The sequence below is a fragment of the Chitinimonas sp. JJ19 genome, assembly GCF_036961565.1.
Lineage (GTDB): Bacteria > Pseudomonadota > Gammaproteobacteria > Burkholderiales > Chitinimonadaceae > Chitinimonas.
In genome coordinates this window covers 182901-199717 of record NZ_JBAMDD010000005.1, presented here as the reverse complement: position 1 = coordinate 199717, position 16817 = coordinate 182901, and the positions used below count along the sequence as shown (strand labels likewise).

The following is a 16817-nucleotide window of genomic DNA, read 5'->3' as shown; positions in this document are numbered from 1 at the left end:
ACTCCTAACTGGTGAGGCGGGCCGAGAGGGCCGCCAGCTTGCCACGCACCGAGGCGTCAATGACGTCATCACCAAGGGTCATCCGCACACCACCGATCAACTCGGGGGTGACGGCAACCGTGGTGTCGATCTTCTTGCCAACGCGGCGGGCCAGGATGGACTTGAGTTCTTCCAGCTGGGCTGCGTTGAGTTCGAAAGCCGACTCGATGTGCGCTGTAACCGAACCTTCTGCTGCGGCCTTCAGTTGCTCGAACAGGTCGGCAATATGGGGCAGCAGGACAAAGCGGCGGCTTTCCAGCACGGTAGCAACAAAGTTGCTGACCTGCGGGTTGGCGCGCGCGCCCAGCAGTTCGGTCAGGAGCGCATGTACCTGGCTCGCGGAGAACTTCGGATTGGCGGCGAACTCGACTGCCAGCGGGTCTTGCGCGGCGGCGGCCAGTACAGCCAGCGCCTCCGACCAGGCCGGCAGGCTGTTCGCTTCCTGCGCCAACCGGAATACGGCCTCGGCGTAGGGTCTTGCGACGGTAATGAGTTCAGCCATGAGCGTTTACAGCTCCGCTTTAAGGGTAGCGAGCAGATCGGCGTGACGAGCAGCGTCGATTTCCTTGCGCAGGATCTTCTCTGCACCGGCCACGGCCAGGGCGGAAACCTGCTGACGCAGTTCTTCCTTGGCGTGGTGGACTTGCTGGTCGACTTCCGACTTGGCACCGGCGATCAGACGGTCGCCTTCGACGCGTGCTGCGTCCTTGGCTTCGTCAACGATCTGGGTAGCGCGCTTCTCGGCTTGGGCGATGATCTCGGACGCTTGTGCTTTGGCCTTGCGCAGTTCCTCTGCAGCGCGCTTTTCAGCGAGCTCGAGGTCATGCTTGGCGCGGTCTGCGGCGGTAAGGCCATCAGAAATGCGCTTGGCACGTTCATCCAGCGTGGCCATCAGCGGCGGCCAGATGAACTTCCAGGTGACCAGCACCAGCACCGCGAAGACCAACGCCTGCAGAAACAGGGAGGCGTTAATATTCATGAGTTAACCCCTTGAATTGTAGAGGGTTAAATTAGGCGGCGGTTCTGATCAGGGCGACGAGCGGGTTGCCGAAGGCGAACATCAGGGCAACAGCAACAGTAATAATGAAGATGGCGTCAACCAGACCAGCAATAACGAACAGCTTGGGTTGCAGGGCAGCGGCGGATTCCGGCTGGCGAGCTGCGCCTTCCAGGAACTTGGCACCCACCAGAGCCACGCCGATAGCGGCGCCAACGCCTGCCAGACCAATCATCAGGCCGATGGCGATAGCGGTGAATTGCTGAACGTTAGCGATCAGGACTGCGTGTTCCATGTGTTACTCCTAGTGAGGATGGTGATGTAAAGAAAAAAGTGAAACGTTAGAACCAGGTACAGCGAAATCAGTTGCGGCTTAGTGCTCTTCGACGGCCAGACCACAGTAAACGATGGTCAGCATCATGAAGATATAGGCCTGCAGTATCACGATCAGGATGTGGAAGATGGCCCAGGCGGAGCCTGCTACCACCTGACCCAGCGCACCCAGGATGGAGCCGGGGTTGGCACCGGTCCAGCCCATGCCCAGCAGGGCGATCAGCATGAACACCAGTTCGCCGGCGAACATGTTGCCGACCAGACGCAGGGCCAGCGACAGGCCGCGCGAGCCGTATTCGATACATTGCATGGCACCGTTGACGGGGATCAGGATGATCTTCATCAGCAGGCCTTCGGCATGGAAGGGGGCGGTGAAGAATTCGACCACAAAGCCGACCAGACCCTTGGCCTGTATGCCCAGCAGCACCGACAGCAGCACGACCGACAGCGACATGGCCAGGCCCTGGTTGATGTCAGCGGTAGGCACGACCTTCAGGTACTCGACGCCAAACATGGTGGCGATCTTGGGCAGCAGGTCAACCGGCAGGAAGTCCATGGCGTTCATCAGCACCACCCAGACGAAGACCGTCAGGGCCAGCGGTGCAACCAGCTTGCTCTTGCCGTGGAAGATTTCCTTCACATTGCTGTCGACCAGCTCAACGATCAGCTCGATAAACAGCTGGAACTTGGAAGGCTTGTCCACCGATGCGCGGCGGGCCACCATGCCGAACACGAAGAGGAAGACAAAACCCAGGACCAGCGAGATCCAGAAGGTGTCCAGGTGGATGTTGCTAGGATCGACGGGATCCAGGGCGGGATTGGCGCGCAGGTTCAGCAGGTGATGCTGAATGTATTCCGTTGCGTTGGCGGGTGCGTGATGTTCAGCCGACATAGTGTTGATCTTGTGATTTATTTGAGAATCAGTACCAGCAAATAGGCCGCCAGTGCGGCCACGAATGCACCGGCAAACCACGGTGCATTCGCCCCGAAGAAGAGATAGCCGGCGATCAAAAGGATCAGCGCAACTACCACCTTGACGATTTCGGCCAGTAAGAACTGTGCCAGCATCGCCTTCGGGGCCGGAATTCCATTGAATCGGCTGACTCGGCCGTATGCCACTACCGCTGCGATCTGGCTCAAGCCACCCATCAGGGCGGCGAGCATCGCTTTGGTATCGGCGATAAAAAATGCTGCCGCGGCAACAACCCCGGTAAGGGCCGACATCGCGATCAGCACTGCACGAATCTGTTTTCTCAGTTTCTCTGCCGGGCAGAGGGGGCCGGAAAACTCGCGGATATTAGCGTTTTGTTGGTGCATTGGTCAAGCCACGCGCCCCGCAACAGGGCGTAATCGCCTGTTTTTTCTGGCGAATTTCTCGGTGCACCTGCTGGCAGGCCGGTTGCGGGCCTGCCGGGACAGTTGCTTGGGGGGGCAGGCGGGGCCTGCCAGCGGTCCTGCTGCCTTAGTTGCGCAGCAGGTTCAGCAGGCTGTCTAGCTGGTCCAGCGAGCCATATTCTATGGTGACCTTGCCACGACCCTGGCGATTGGCAGCTATCTGTACCTTGGCACCCAGCTTGTCCGACAGGTCTTCCTGCAGGCGGGCCAGGTCGGGGTCCACCTTCTTGTCGGCGATGGCGGCTGGCGCTGGCTTGCCGGCCTGCAGGGCTTGCACCAGTTTTTCGGTCTCGCGCACCGACAGGCCTTTCTCGGCAATCATGCGGGCCAGTTCCACCTGCTTGATGACGGGCAGGGTGAGCAGGGCGCGGGCATGTCCCATATCGATGGCGCCTTGCATCAGCAGCTCGCGCACCGGCTCGGCCAGATTGAGCAGGCGCAGCAGGTTGGTGACGGCCGAGCGCGATTTGCCGACGGCGTGGGCGCAGGCTTCATGGGTCATGCCGAATTCGTCTATCAGCCGCTGCAGGCCGACGGCTTCTTCCAGCGGGTTGAGGTTCTCGCGCTGGATGTTCTCGATCAGCGCCATCACCAGCACGACTTCGTCGGACACCTTGCGCACCACCGCCGGCAATTCGGTTAGGCCTGCCTTTTGGGCGGCCCGCCAGCGGCGTTCGCCGGCGATGATTTCGTAACGGTCTACCCCGGTCTCGCGTACCAGCACTGGCTGGATCACGCCCTGGGTGCGTATGCTCTCGGCCAGGTCGGCCAGGGCGTGCTCGTCCATATGCGTGCGGGGCTGGTATTTGCCGGGCTGCAGATAATGGATGGGCAGGGTCTGCAGTTTTTCTTCCACGGGTGCGGCGCTGCCCAGCAGGGCATCAAGACCGCGACCGAGACCTTTGAGCTTGGCCATGGTTTATTTTCCGAAACGCTGATTCAGCTCGGTTGCCAGCTCAAGATAAGCCAGCGCACCGCGCGAGGATTTGTCGTAGGCGAATATGGGCCGGCCGTAGCTGGGGGCTTCGGCCAGGCGGATATTGCGCGGGATCACGGTCTTGAACACCTTGTCGCCAAAATGCTGGGCCAACTGGGCCACCACATTCTGCGCCAGGGTGGAGCGAGGGTCGTACAGGGTGCGCAGCAGGCCATCGATCTCGATGCGCGGGTTCAGCGCCAGCCGCACCTTGCGCAAGGTATTGACCAGGTCGGTCAGGCCTTCCAGCGCGTAGTACTCGCACTGCATGGGGATGATGACGCCATCGGCGGCCACCAGGCCGTTCAGGGTCAGCATATTCAGTGCGGGTGGGCAGTCGATCAGGATGAAGTCGTACTCACGGCGTACGTCTTCCAGTGCCACCCGCAGGCGCACCTCGCGGTGCTCCATCTCGATCAGTTCGACTTCAGCGCCACCCAGTTCGCGGTTGGCCGGCAGCAGGTCGAAACCAAACTCGGTGCTGACGCGCACATCGGTCAGCTCGGCGTGGCCCAGCAGCATATGGTAGATGCTGCGGCCCAGCGAGTGCTTGTCCACCCCGCAACCCATGGTGGCATTGCCCTGGGGGTCCAGGTCGATCAGCAGGACTTTCTTTTCCAACTGGGCGAGGCCGGCCGCCAGGTTGACCGCGCTGGTGGTCTTGCCTACTCCACCCTTCTGGTTGGTGATGGCGAGTACGCGGCTCATGCCTTGGGCTCCATCCAGACGATGCAGCGCTCGGCGCCCAGGCCCGGCACCGTCAAAGGCTCAATGCGACTGGCGATATCGGCGGGCAGGGCGGCGATTTCCTCGAACGGCTGCACGCCCTTGAGTGCGGCCCAGCTGCCGCCTTGCGCCAGCAGCGGGCGGGTGAGCCGGACAAAGTCGGCCAGGTCGGCAAAGGCGCGGGAGGTAATCAGGTCATAGGGTGCGGCGGTCACATCCTCGACCCGGTCGCACACCACGCTGACCTGGCGCAGGCCCAGCTCAATTACCGCTTGCTGCAGAAAGGCGGTTTTCTTGTGGTTGCTGTCCAGCAGGGTGATCTGCCAGTCAGGCTGGACGATGGCGAAAGGGATGCCGGGCTGGCCACCGCCGCTGCCGACGTCCAGCAGGCGCTGGGGCTGGCGGCCGGCGATGGGGCGCAGTGCCGCCAGGCTGTCGAGCAGGTGATGCGACACCATGCGCTCGGGCTCGGTGATGGCGGTGAGGCTGTAGGTCTTGTTCCACTTGAGCAGCAGGGCCAGGTAGGCCAGCAGGCGGGCGACGATGCCGTCGTCCAGTGCCAGGCCCAGGGATTGCAGGCCTTCCCGCAATTGCGCTTCTTGTTGTTGGCCGATCATGCGGCTGATTCCTCGTCGTGTTTGCGATACAGGGCTGTATGGCAATGCCTGCTGCCTGTTTACGCCAGCTTTGTTGCATTCCCGTTCCGGCCGCGCCCCAGGCGGGGCGGCGGGTGCCGGTTGGGGTGAATTCTCTTTATTTACGCGGCCTTGAAGCCGCGCTTCAGGTGTACCAGCAGCAGGCCGATGGCGGCCGGGGTCATGCCTTGCAAGCGGGAGGCCTGGCCCAGTGTCTCGGGCCTATGCTGATTGAGGCGCTGCTGTACTTCCTTCGATAGCCCCGGCACTTTGCTGTAATCCAGGTCGGCGGGCAAGCGCACTTCCTCGATGTCGCTGCGGCGGGCGACTTCGTCCTTCTGTCGTTCGACATAGCCGGCATACTTGATCTGGATTTCCACCTGCTCGGCCACCAGTGGGTCGGCCACGGCCTCACCCGCCACCGGCAGGGTCAGCAGGCTGGCGTAATCCACATTGGGTCGGCGTAGCAGTTGTTCCAGCGTGTATTCGCGTTCTATCTGCTGGCCCAGCACGCGCTGGGCGTCTTCGGGACTGACCAGGCGGGGGTTGACCCAGGTGGACTTGAGCCGCTCCAGCTCGCGGGCCACTGCATCGCGCTTGCGGCTGAACAGTGCCCATTGCGCTTCGCTCACTACACCCAGGCGGTAGCCGTCTTCGGTCAGCCGCAGGTCGGCATTATCCTCGCGCAGCTGCAGGCGGAATTCGGCCCGGCTGGTGAACATGCGATAGGGTTCCGATACGCCGCGGGTGATCAGGTCATCCACCAGCACGCCCAGGTAGGCCTGGTCGCGCGTGGGGGTCCAGGCGGGCTTGCCCTGTACCTGCAAGGCAGCATTGAGGCCGGCGAACAGGCCTTGGGCAGCGGCTTCCTCGTAACCCGTGGTGCCATTGATCTGGCCGGCAAAGAACAGGCCATTGATGGCCTTGCTCTCGAAGCTGGCCTTGAGCGCACGGGGGTCGAAGTAATCGTACTCGATGGCGTAGCCGGGGCGCAGGATATGTGCCTGCTCCAGGCCGCGTATGGATCGCACGGCGGCCAGCTGGATATCGAAAGGCAGGCTGGTGCTGATGCCGTTGGGGTAGAACTCGTGGGTCTGCAGGCCTTCCGGTTCCAGGAAGATCTGGTGCGAATCCTTGTCGGCAAAGCGGTTGATCTTGTCTTCGATGGAAGGACAGTAGCGTGGCCCCACGCCTTCGATGACCCCGGTAAACATGGGGGAGCGATCAAAGCCCGAGCGGATGATCTCGTGGGTGCGCTCATTGGTGTGGGTGATCCAGCAGGGCAGTTGCTGCGGATGCATGCCGCGATTGCCGCGTACCGAGAACACCGGGGTGGGGTCGTCGCCGGGCTGGGCCTCCAGCACCGAGAAATCGATGCTGCGGCCATCGATACGGGGTGGCGTACCGGTCTTGAGCCGGCCTACTGGCAGGTTCAGTTCGCGCAGGCGGGACGACAGGGTGACTGAGGCGGGGTCGCCAGCGCGGCCACCGGTATGGTTCTCCAGCCCCACATGGATTTTGCCGGCCAGAAAGGTGCCCGCCGTCAGGACAACCGTTGGTGCCTCGAAGCGTATGCCTATCTGGGTGACCACGCCTACCACCCGGTCGCCCTCGACCACGATGTCGTCCACAGCCTGCTGGAACAGGGTCAGGTTGGGCTGATTCTCCAGCATGCTGCGTATGGCTGCCTTGTACAGCACCCGGTCGGCCTGGGCACGGGTGGCACGCACGGCCGGGCCCTTGGAGCCATTGAGGGTGCGGAACTGGATACCGCCCATATCGGTGGCCAGCGCCATGGCGCCACCCAGGGCATCAACCTCCTTGACCAGGTGCCCCTTGCCTATGCCGCCTATGGAGGGATTGCAGCTCATCTGCCCCAAGGTCTCGATATTGTGGCTGAGCAGCAGGGTGCGCACGCCCATGCGGGCAGCAGCCAGCGCGGCCTCGGTGCCGGCATGGCCACCACCGATCACAATCACATCGAAACGTTCGGGGTACAGCATATTGGGTGCCTGTTGGTTAAGTGCCTGAATATCAAAGGCAAAGGGTCGGTATTGTACGACAAAATGCTGCACTGCGGCTGATGCGCTAGGTTAAAACCCACACAGGGGCTGTGTGGGGCTGGTCGTCAGGGCTGGCCAAGGCTATAACATAGGGGCTGCCCGGGGGGTGTACAAGGCGGATTGCCACTGGGAGTGGCCGGGCTGTCCTGGCCGTGGGGCTGACTGATTGTGTGATCTTGCAAGGACTTATGGAAAATTATCTGATCTGGTTTGTACTGGCTGCGGCCTTGATAGGGCTGGAGATGCTGGTGGGCACCTTTTACCTGCTGGTGTACGGCCTTGCGTGCGCCCTGGGCGGCGTTGCTGCCTGGGCTGGGCTGCCGGTGGTGCCGCAATTGGTGGTGGGTGCGCTCGGGGCTGTCAGCGGTACGGTCTGGTTGCGCTTGCATCCAGTGAGCGCGAAGCACAAGGGCAGCGATTCGCTGGATATAGGGCAGCGTGTAGAGGTGGAAAGCTGGAAGACGGACACCCACTTAAGGGTGCGTTATCGCGGCACTAGCTGGGATGCTGAGCTGTTGGTGCCCCTGCAGACGCCCCTGCCAGATAGGCCGACCTCTCTCTATATCGTGGCCCAGCGGAGCAATACCTGGGTGGTGTCGGCTGAGCCACCAGCCGCTTGATGACCATCACTTTTAATAAAAACTCGCGTAGGAGGGTAGTTAGATGGAATTTGCCATAGTCTTTTTTGTGGTGGCGCTGGTGTTTGCCATGAAGGCAATCAAGATTGTGCCTCAGCAGCATGCCTGGATTGTGGAGCGCCTGGGGCGTTTTCACGGCACGCTGGAACCAGGCCTTAAAATCGTGGTGCCGCTCGTTGACCGGGTCGCCTACAAGCACGACCTGCGCGAAGTGCCGCTTGATGTACCCAGCCAGATCTGTATTACCAAGGACAATACCCAGCTGCAGGTGGATGGCATCCTGTATTTCCAGGTGACCAATCCGCAGCAGGCTTCATATGGCTCCAGCAATTTCGAGCTGGCCATCACCCAGTTGGCCCAGACCACGCTCCGCTCGGTGATAGGCCGGATGGAGCTGGACAAGACCTTCGAGGAGCGTGATGAAATCAACCACACGGTGGTGACTGCACTTGATGAGGCTGCCGCCAACTGGGGGGTGAAGGTGCTCCGCTATGAGATCAAGGATCTGACCCCGCCGAAGGAGATACTGCATGCCATGCAGGCGCAGATTACCGCCGAGCGCGAGAAGCGGGCGTTGATCGCGGCCTCGGAAGGACGCAAGCAGGAGCAGATCAATATCGCCACCGGCCAGCGCGAGGCCGCCATCCAGGCGTCCGAAGGCGAGCGGCAGGCATCGATCAATCAGTCCGAGGGCGACAAGGCGGCTGCCATCAACCGGGCCGAGGGTGAGGCGGAATCCATACGGCTGGTGGCCCGTGCCACGGCCGAAGCCATCCATATGGTGGCGCAGACCATACGCCAGCCAGGTGGCTATGAGGCGGTCAATCTCAAGGTGGCGGAGCGCTATATCGAGGCCTTTGGCAATATCGCCAAGGAAGGCAACACCATGATATTGCCGGCCAATGCCGCCGATGTGGCCGGCTTGGTGGCAACGGCCATGAACGTGGTGAAACAGCAAAACAGCTGACCATGTTCCTAAGGGCACTCTTGCTGGCCTGGGCCGTGGCCCTGGTGGCCCAGGCCGAGATACTGCCGCTGCGGGTAGGGGTGGGCAATACCCCGCCCTACAGCTATCTGGAGCACGGTAAGCCGGCCGGCATGGAGGTTGAGCTGCTGCGCGAGATGGCGCGGCTGGACCCTGGGCTGCAGTTTGTCGGGCTGGATAATTTTCTGACCGCGCGACGGGTAGTGGAAGAAATGAATGCCGGCAGGCTGGATCTGGCCCTCGGTGGCAAAACGCCGGAGCGGGGCGCCCGCTACCATGTACTGGAACCGGCCATCCATAGGGTAAGGCTGCGCTTGCTGAGCCGTGCCGATGAGCCGCTGCGGGTAGACAGCCTGGCCGCGCTGGCGACGCATGGTGAACGGGCTGCCGTGCTGGTGATACCAGGCACCACGGCGCATACGTTACTGCTGAAGCAAACCGGCCTGGTGTTGGACGCCGCGCCGGTGGATGTGGAACAGATGCTGCAGAAGCTGGTGGCCGGGCGTGGGCGGTTTGCCTTTGGCCTGGAAAGTGCCATGCAGATATCGGCCGACCGCGTCGGCCTCAGCAGCCGCCTGCGCTGGCAGCCGCTGGATGCGGGTGAGCTCGATATCCACCTGCTGGTGTCGCGGCATCTGCCTGCCGATACCTTGCAGCGTTTAAATGCGGCCTGGAAAAAACTGGCAGCAAGTCCGAAACTGAAGGAAGTCGTCCACCGCTATACAGGCGAAGCCATCGTCGAGACCCCGTAGGAGCCACCCATGTCACAACAGAAATACCGCCTGATCACCCGCAGTGACTTCGACGGCCTGGTATGCGCCGTGCTGCTGAAGGAGCTCGACCTGATAGACGACATCCTGTTTGTCCACCCCAAGGACATGCAGGACGGCAAGGTGGCGGTCACCGACCGCGACATCAGCACCAACCTGCCCTTTGTGCCGGGCATACATCTGGCGTTCGACCACCATCTGTCGGAAACCCTGCGCAACGACAAGCGCGACAACCACATCATCATCCCCAGTGCCCCCTCGGCGGCGCGCGTGGTGTATGAGTATTACGGTGGCAAGAAGGCCTTCCCGCGGGTGCGGGAGGATATGATGGAGGCGGTGGACAAGGGCGATTCAGCCGACTTCACCGCCGACGAGATACTGAGCCCGGAAGGCTGGGTGCTGCTGAACTACCTGATGGACGCCCGCACCGGCCTGGGCCGTTTCCGCGATTTCCGGGTCAGCAACTACCAGCTGATGATGGACCTGATCGACTACTGCCGCACCCATGGCATAGAAGACATCCTGACCTTGCCTGATGTACGTGAGCGGGTGGAGCTGTACTTTGACCACGAGCCCAGGGCCAAGGAGCAGATACTGCGTTGCACCACCGTACATGGCAACTTGGCGGTGTTCGATCTGCGCAATGAAGAAACCATCTACGCCACCAATCGCTTCATGATCTACGCCCTGTTCCCGGAGACCAACATCTCCATCCATGTGATGTGGGGCAGGGAGAAAATGAACACGGTCTTCGCCATCGGCAAGTCCATACTGGATCGCAGTTCGGTGACCAATGTCGGCGAGCTGTGCCTCAAGTACGGCGGCGGTGGCCACGGCGCGGCCGGCACCTGTCAGGTGGAGAACGACCAGGCGGTGGCGGTGTTGGCGGAGCTGGTGGCTAAGATCAACAGCGACGGTTGAGAGCCTAGTTGTTTGCTTCAAGCGGCAAGGCAAGGCGACATGTCGCGCTGGCACCCGGGAAACCCGGGTGCTTACCCTGTGAGTCATCTCAAGCAGCGGCTCTCCCTTGATTGATCCCCACCCCTCCGCCCCGCCCGCTGGCGGGGAACCTCGCTACGCTCGATGGCGCCTTTTGTTTGCCTCATACGGCAAGGCAGGGCGACATGTCGTGCTAGCACCCGGGAAACCCGGGTGCTTACCCTGTGAGTCATCTCAAGCAGCGGCTCTCCCCTGATTGATCCCCACCAGCCGACCTGATTCCACCGTGCAACCGACCGGCGCCCAGGCGCCGGTTTTTGCTGTACCGAGGTAGCCATCACCTATGCTGAGGGGAGGAGGCTGCCATGGTGCGATACCGCTTGCTGACGCAGGGACTTGCCATCGGTCTGTGTGGGTTGGCCTTGCTGCTGGCGGCGCCGGCCAGGGCCGAGAGTCTGACCATCTGCGCTGAGGATGATTGGTACCCCTACGCCGCCCTACGGAACGGCACCTCGGTCGGCCTGTCGGTTGAGCTGGCCAGGGCGGCCTTTGCCCATGGCGGGGTGACGGCTCGCTTCGAGAGCGGTAGCTATCAGCGTTGTATCCGGCTCACCCAGCAGGGCAGGTATGTATTGACCCTGAACATGGCCAGGACGGCAGACCGCGAGCCTGCTTATCTGTGGCCCAAACAGCCCCTGCTGGAAGTCCGGGGCGTGCTTTGGGGGCGGCCGGGGCTGGTCAGCGGCAGTCTGGCGCATGCGGATTTGCGCCATCGCCAGTTTGGCGTGGTCAAGGGCTATGAGTACCCTGCTGCCATTGCCAATGATCGCGATATCATCAAGGTCGAAGCAGATTCCGATGCGGTGAACCTGCGTAATATCGCCCTGGGCCGGGTGGACGTGACCCTGATGGACGAGAAGATAGGCCGCTATCTGATTGCCCGTCACGGCTTGGCGGGCAAGGTGGTGCCCTATGGCGTGTTCGAGCGCTTCCCCGTCTATGCGGTGTTCAGCAAGCGTCACCCCAAGGCGGCCCATTATCTGCGGTTATTTGATCAGGGCATGGTGGCGCTGTTGCAGCGGGGCGAATACCAGCGCATCGCCGAGGCCTGGCCGCCCAAGGTGGCCGGGGATTGACGGGAGTCTGATGGGAACCCAATGGGAACCCGGTGGTTCGCTGCCAGCCCAGTCCAGCGGGCCTGCTGGTGCCGGGTATAAAGGCCAAACCCATAGAAGGTATCTGGATGCGTAACGAGTTTGTCGAATGGCTGTGTGAGCAGTTGTCGCCCATGGGGCATATGAGCAGCCGGGCCATGTTTGGTGGCTGGAGCGTGTATTGCGATGGCCTGATCTTTGCCATCGTGGTGGACGAGGTGCCCTACCTGAAGGCTGATGCGCAGACCATACCCGCCTACACGGCACAGGGTTGTGGGCCGTTTGAATACAGCGGCAAGGACGGCAAGCTGTCGAAGATGAACTACTACCGCATACCGGACGAGGTGCTGGAGGAGCGCGGCGCGCTACTGCAATGGGCGCGCGCCGCGCTGGAGGTGGCGTTGCGGGCCCGGTCGCGGGCCCGGGCCGCCAAGGCGCCCAAGGCCCGCAAGCCGGCCGTGGCCTGATTACTCCCCGCGTGGGCCGCAGCATTCGCCCTCATGCACATGCGCTGCCGTGGCTACGCTGGCTGCCGCGAGGGTTTCTGCCGTGCCGGCGGCCAGGCGTTGGCGCAACTGGCGAGTGGCTGCCAGCATATTGATCAGCGCTGCTTCGGTCTCCGGCCAGGCGCGGGTCTTGAGGCCGCAATCCGGGTTCACCCACAGCCGCTCTGCCGGGATCACCTTGAGAGCCTTTTCCAGCAAGGTGGTCATTTCCGCGACGGGCGGCACCCGCGGCGAGTGGATATCGTAGACGCCGGGGCCGATTTCATTGGGGTAGCGGAACTCGCCAAAGGCATCCAGCAGGGTCATGGCAGAGCGCGAGGTCTCGATGGTGATCACGTCGGCATCCATGGCGGCGATGGCAGGCAGGATGTCCTCGAATTCCGAATAGCACATATGGGTGTGCACCTGGGTTTCTGGTCGGCTGCCAGCGGCGCTGAGCTTGAAGGCGGTCACCGCCCAGTCCAGATAGGCCGGCCAGTCGGCGCGCTTCAGTGGCAGGCCTTCGCGGAAAGCCGGCTCGTCTATCTGGATGGCGGCGATGCCGGCGGCGTCCAGCTCGGCCACTTCATCGCGCAGGGCCAGGGCCATCTGGTAGGCCACCTCAGCGCGCGGCTTGTCATCGCGTACGAAAGCCCATTGCACCAGTGTGACCGGGCCGGTCAGCATGCCCTTCATGGGCAGGTGGGTCAGGGACTGCGCATAGCGGGTCCACTCCACTGTCATGGCCAGCGGCCGACTGACGTCGCCCCAGATCATGGGTGGCTTGACGCAGCGCGAGCCGTAGCTCTGCACCCAGCCATGCTGGCAGACCGCCACGCCAGCCAGCTGCTCGGCAAAGTAATCGACCATATCGCTGCGCTCGGCTTCGCCATGCACCAGCACATCCAGCCCCAGGGCTTCCTGCCGGCTGACGGCGTGGGCGATCTCCGCCTGCATGGCGCGGGTGTAATCGGCCTGGCTCAGCTCGCCACGCTTATAGGCGCCGCGCTGGGCGCGTATGGCATTGGTCTGCGGGAAGGAGCCTATGGTCGTGGTGGGCAGTAGTGGCAGCTTCAAGCGCTCGCGCTGCAGCAGGGCGCGTTCGCCGTAGCTGAGCCCGCGTTCAATCTCGGGCAGGTTGGCCAGGCGGCGGGCGACGGCGGTATCGTTGCGGGCAGGCAGCGTGCGGTAGCGTGCCAGTGCCGCCCGGTTCTGCTCCAGCGCCTGGAAGCAGACGCTGCGGCCCAGGCACAGGGCGCGCGACAGGGTAGCTAACTCTGCCAGTTTCTGCCGGGCAAAGCTGAGGCCATCCTTGATCTCTTCGGCCAGGCGGGTTTCCTGGTCCAGATCGACCGGTACATGCAGCAGGGAGCAACTGCTACCCACCCAGAGATTGTCGCCCAGGCGGTGGTAGAGCGGAGTGAGCTTGTCCAGCGCGGCATCCAAGTCGGTCTTCCAGACATTGCGGCCATCGACGATGCCGATCGACAGTACCTTGCCGGCGGGCCAGTCACCAAAGGCGCCCAGCTGTTGCGGGGCGCGCACAGCGTCCAGGTGCAGGCCGGCTACCGGCAGGCTCTTGAGCAGCTCGGCATGCTCGGCCACACTGCTGAAATAGGTGGTGAGCAGGATGCCGGGATGGGCTTCTGCCAGCTCGCGGTAGACCGGGGCGTAAGCATTCAGCCAGGGGCTGTCGAGATCCAGGCCCAGGATGGGTTCGTCCAGCTGCACCCAGTTGCAGCCTTCGGCTGCCAGCTGCCTGAGCAGGCGTACATAGGCAGGCAGCAGGCGCGGCAGCAGGGACAGCGCGTCTATGCCTTGTACTCGGGCCAGCTTGAGTAGGGTCAGTGGCCCCACCAACTGCACCTTGGCCTGGAAGCCGGCCTGGGTGGCCTCCTGCAGCTCGTCCAGCAGCCATTGCGGGCCGCCGTCAAAGCGGGTGTCATGGTCGAATTCGGGCTTGAGGAAATGGTAGTTGGTGTCGAACCACTTGGTCATTTCGCAAGCCGGTTGGGCGGCATTGCCACGCGCCAGTTCAAAATACTGGCTGCGGCTGAGCTGGGCTGCATCAAAGCCAAAGCGCTTGGGGATGGCACCCAGCAGTACGGTGGTATCCAGTATCTGGTCGTAATAGGAGAAATCGCCGACGGAGACAAAGCGCAAGCCAGCGGCGTGCTGCCATTGCCAGTGGCGCAGGCGTAGCTCGCGGCCGGTGGCATTGAGGCCGGCCTCGTCCAGCTCGCCGCGCCAGAATTGCTCGACGGCAAACTTCAGCTCGCGTTGGCTGCCTATGCGGGGGAAGCCCAGGGTATGGGTGGTTAACATGAGTAATCCTTTCGATGGAGTAATGCATCAATGAACGCTTTGCATGATGCGCGTGCTCCGTCTATGATCAAAACGCATCTTTTTACGGTTTGTTATCGAAATTACTCATGAGCACAGCACTGGAACTCCGCCACCTCCGTACCATTGCCGCCCTGGTGGAAACCGGCGGGGTGGCCCGCGCCGCCGAGCGGCTCAATCTGACCCAGTCGGCCCTGTCGCACCAGCTCAAGCAGTTGGAGGACCAGTTCGGGCTCAGCCTGTTCGAGCGCAAGTCCCAGCCGCTCAAGCTGACGCCAGCCGGCCAGCGCCTGCTGGCACTGTCCGACCAGGTGCTGCCCCAGGTGGGTGACGCCTTGCGTGATATCGGCCGTATCCGCGATGGCGCGGCGGGCAGCCTGCGTATTGCGGTGGAGTGCCATACCTGTTTTGACTGGCTGATGCCGGCCATGGACGAGTTCCGCCCCCGCTGGCCCGAGGTGGAGCTGGATATCGTCTCTGGCTTTCATGCCGATCCGGTGGGCTTGATCCATCAGAACGAGGCCGACCTGGGCATCGTCTCGGAGCGCGATGAGGCTGAGCCGGTGCATTACTTTCCGCTGTTCCGCTACGAGATCGTGGCCCTGTTGGCCAATGATCATCAGCTGGCCGGGCGTACTGCCTTGCAGGCCGAGGATTTTGCCGACGAAACCCTGATCACCTACCCGGTGCCGGACGATATGCTGGATGTGATACGCCAGGTATTGCGGCCGGCTGGCGTGCAGCCGCGCCGCCGCAGCAGTGAGCTGACGGTGGCCATCTTGCAGCTGGTGGCCAGCCGGCGTGGTGTGGCGGCCCTGCCGGAGTGGGCGGTGGCGCCGTATCTGGAGCGTCGCTATGTGACAGCCAGGCCCATAGGCGAGCAGGGCCTGTTTGGCGAGCTGTACGCGGCAGTGCCGCCCAGCCGCGCTGGCCTCGCCTATGTGGAGGACTTTGTCGATACTGTCAGGGCCACCTGTGCCAGCAGCCTGCCGGGTATCAGCCTGCTATAGGGTGGCGAGGGCGACCGCTGCGGTCGTGTCGCAGGGGAGCCGTCAGCCCCGGCTATATCGTAAGGATTAGTTGCCTTTCAAGCACTTGCTTGGTTACAGTGAGCGCCACATGAACGATACCGCGAAACGCATACTCGATCTGGCGGAGGCACTTTGGCTGGAGCGGGGCTTCAATGGCTTCAGCTACCACCATCTGGCGCAGCCCTTGGGATTGAAGAATGCGGCTATCCATTACCACTACCCGACCAAGACCGATCTGGGCCTGGCGTTGGTGGGCCGCTACCGGCGGCGGATACGGCGTACGGCGGAGCACCATGCCGCTACCACCCAGGACCCCTGGTTGAAACTGGAATGGTATGTAGACCTGCTGACCATGGACTATGCCGACAGCGAACGGCTGTGCCCGACCGGCATGCTGGCTGCTGAGTGGGCTACCCTGCCGGAGCCGGTGCGGGAGGAAGCCCGCGCCTTTATGCAGGAGCTGTACCAATGGTGCCTGGGGGTGCTGCGCGAGGGCATAGCAGGCGGGTACTTTCAGTTCGCTGGCAGTTGCGAGGACAAGGCGGCCACCCTGCTGGCTACCTTGCAAGGTGCCTTGCAGCTTGCCCGCTTTGATCCGACCTGGATGGATGCGGTCAAGAAGCAGCTCAGGCTGGACCTGGGTGCCCGCTGAAAGCGGTGCCCGCGCAGTATCGTTCGAGCAAAACGGCCACTGGCTATAACGGGACACACCAAGGAAACACGATGGAACAGACCTTCAGCAATGCCTTCAGCCGTATCGTCGCCAAGTTTGAGAAGGTCCCCGGCCCCTTGCGCCGCTGGGCGCGCTCCAAGGCTTTTGGCCGCTATGTGAAGTTTGCCGGCACTGCCGGTATCGACTTCGAGGAAGTCAGCACCGCAAGGGTGATCTGCCATATCCGCAATGTCAGCAAGAACCAGAACCATATCAAGGGCGTGCACGCCGCCGCCATGGCGCTGCTGGCTGAGACGGCCACCGGCTTTGCCGTGGGCATGAACCTGCCGGACGACAAGCTGCCCCTGCTCAAGTCCATGAAGGTGGAGTACAAGAAGCGCGCCCAGGGCGACCTCAAGGCTGTGGCTGCCCTGACGGCCGAGCAGATCAACAGCGTCCGTACCCTGGAGAAGGGCGATGTACTGGTGCCGGTGACGGTGACCGATGAATCGGGTAATGAACCCATCATCTGTGAAATGGTCTGGGCCTGGATACCGAAGAAGCGCAACTGAACGCCCGTCGCTTGAGGGCAAAGAAATAATCCTGCCGCAGCCGTGTAGTGCGGCAGGAACTGACTATCCTGTAAGTATCTGCCT

At 62.5% G+C, this 16817-nt stretch carries 19 protein-coding genes; 9 read left to right on the top strand and 10 right to left on the bottom strand.

Annotation, left to right across the window (positions count from 1 at the left end; translation table 11 throughout):
- Positions 1-4 precede the first annotated feature (4 nt).
- The 9 genes from V7714_RS08490 to mnmG all read right to left on the bottom strand — a co-directional run bounded on the left by V7714_RS08490 (position 5) and on the right by mnmG (position 7104).
- The gene (locus tag V7714_RS08490; RefSeq protein WP_335709327.1) at positions 5-541 is read right to left on the bottom strand and encodes a F0F1 ATP synthase subunit delta; all 537 of its coding nucleotides are present in this window, start codon (positions 539-541) and stop codon (positions 5-7) included.
- A 6-nt stretch (positions 542-547) separates the two neighbouring features.
- On the bottom strand, positions 548-1018 hold the full coding sequence (locus V7714_RS08485; RefSeq protein WP_284195281.1) for a F0F1 ATP synthase subunit B: 471 nt from the start codon (positions 1016-1018) through the stop codon (positions 548-550).
- Between the two features lie 31 nt (positions 1019-1049).
- A complete protein-coding gene (gene atpE / locus V7714_RS08480; RefSeq protein WP_284195280.1) occupies positions 1050-1331 on the bottom strand; it encodes a F0F1 ATP synthase subunit C in 282 nt (93 codons plus the stop codon).
- A gap of 78 nt (positions 1332-1409) precedes the next feature.
- Positions 1410-2261, bottom strand: coding sequence for a F0F1 ATP synthase subunit A (gene atpB, locus V7714_RS08475; protein ID WP_335709326.1), 852 nt, complete (start codon positions 2259-2261; stop codon positions 1410-1412).
- 17 nt (positions 2262-2278) lie between these two features.
- Entirely contained in the window at positions 2279-2686 is a 408-nt protein-coding gene (locus tag V7714_RS08470) for a hypothetical protein (RefSeq protein ID WP_335709325.1), read from the bottom strand.
- A 145-nt stretch (positions 2687-2831) separates the two neighbouring features.
- On the bottom strand, positions 2832-3680 hold the full coding sequence (locus tag V7714_RS08465) for a ParB/RepB/Spo0J family partition protein (protein ID WP_335709324.1): 849 nt from the start codon (positions 3678-3680) through the stop codon (positions 2832-2834).
- 3 nt (positions 3681-3683) lie between these two features.
- On the bottom strand, positions 3684-4448 hold the full coding sequence (locus V7714_RS08460) for a ParA family protein (protein ID WP_335709323.1): 765 nt from the start codon (positions 4446-4448) through the stop codon (positions 3684-3686).
- Positions 4445-5083 carry a 16S rRNA (guanine(527)-N(7))-methyltransferase RsmG gene (rsmG, locus tag V7714_RS08455; RefSeq protein WP_335709322.1) on the bottom strand — a complete coding sequence of 213 codons (639 nt, stop codon included), beginning with the start codon at positions 5081-5083 and terminating at the stop codon, positions 4445-4447. The genes V7714_RS08460 and rsmG overlap by 4 nt, the downstream gene beginning before the upstream one ends.
- Positions 5084-5223: 140 nt before the next feature.
- A complete protein-coding gene (gene mnmG / locus V7714_RS08450; RefSeq protein WP_335709321.1) occupies positions 5224-7104 on the bottom strand; it encodes a tRNA uridine-5-carboxymethylaminomethyl(34) synthesis enzyme MnmG in 1881 nt (626 codons plus the stop codon).
- Between the two features lie 248 nt (positions 7105-7352).
- Between mnmG and V7714_RS08445 the strand changes: the two genes are divergently transcribed.
- The 6 genes from V7714_RS08445 to V7714_RS08420 all read left to right on the top strand — a co-directional run bounded on the left by V7714_RS08445 (position 7353) and on the right by V7714_RS08420 (position 12117).
- Positions 7353-7784, top strand: coding sequence for an NfeD family protein (locus V7714_RS08445; protein ID WP_335709320.1), 432 nt, complete (start codon positions 7353-7355; stop codon positions 7782-7784).
- A gap of 43 nt (positions 7785-7827) precedes the next feature.
- Positions 7828-8769, top strand: coding sequence for an SPFH domain-containing protein (locus tag V7714_RS08440; protein ID WP_335709319.1), 942 nt, complete (start codon positions 7828-7830; stop codon positions 8767-8769).
- 2 nt (positions 8770-8771) lie between these two features.
- On the top strand, positions 8772-9539 hold the full coding sequence (locus V7714_RS08435; RefSeq protein ID WP_335709318.1) for a substrate-binding periplasmic protein: 768 nt from the start codon (positions 8772-8774) through the stop codon (positions 9537-9539).
- 9 nt (positions 9540-9548) lie between these two features.
- Entirely contained in the window at positions 9549-10478 is a 930-nt protein-coding gene (locus V7714_RS08430) for an exopolyphosphatase (protein WP_335709317.1), read from the top strand.
- Between the two features lie 383 nt (positions 10479-10861).
- Positions 10862-11632, top strand: coding sequence for a substrate-binding periplasmic protein (locus V7714_RS08425; RefSeq protein ID WP_335709316.1), 771 nt, complete (start codon positions 10862-10864; stop codon positions 11630-11632).
- Positions 11633-11739: 107 nt separating this feature from the next.
- Positions 11740-12117: a TfoX/Sxy family protein gene (locus V7714_RS08420; protein WP_335709315.1), complete on the top strand. Its 378-nt coding sequence runs from the start codon at positions 11740-11742 to the stop codon at positions 12115-12117.
- On the opposite strand, the gene metE is transcribed toward V7714_RS08420, so the two are convergent.
- Entirely contained in the window at positions 12118-14460 is a 2343-nt protein-coding gene (gene metE, locus V7714_RS08415) for a 5-methyltetrahydropteroyltriglutamate--homocysteine S-methyltransferase (RefSeq protein WP_335709314.1), read from the bottom strand.
- Positions 14461-14567: 107 nt separating this feature from the next.
- Between metE and V7714_RS08410 the strand changes: the two genes are divergently transcribed.
- The 3 genes from V7714_RS08410 (at position 14568) to V7714_RS08400 (ending at position 16733) form a co-directional block, all read left to right on the top strand.
- Positions 14568-15488 (top strand): LysR family transcriptional regulator, encoded by a 921-nt coding sequence (locus V7714_RS08410; protein ID WP_284195266.1) that lies wholly within the window; start codon positions 14568-14570, stop codon positions 15486-15488.
- 109 nt (positions 15489-15597) lie between these two features.
- Entirely contained in the window at positions 15598-16161 is a 564-nt protein-coding gene (locus tag V7714_RS08405) for a TetR/AcrR family transcriptional regulator (protein ID WP_335709313.1), read from the top strand.
- A 71-nt stretch (positions 16162-16232) separates the two neighbouring features.
- Positions 16233-16733 (top strand): DUF4442 domain-containing protein, encoded by a 501-nt coding sequence (locus V7714_RS08400; RefSeq protein WP_284195264.1) that lies wholly within the window; start codon positions 16233-16235, stop codon positions 16731-16733.
- The last annotated feature ends 84 nt before the right edge of the window (positions 16734-16817 follow it).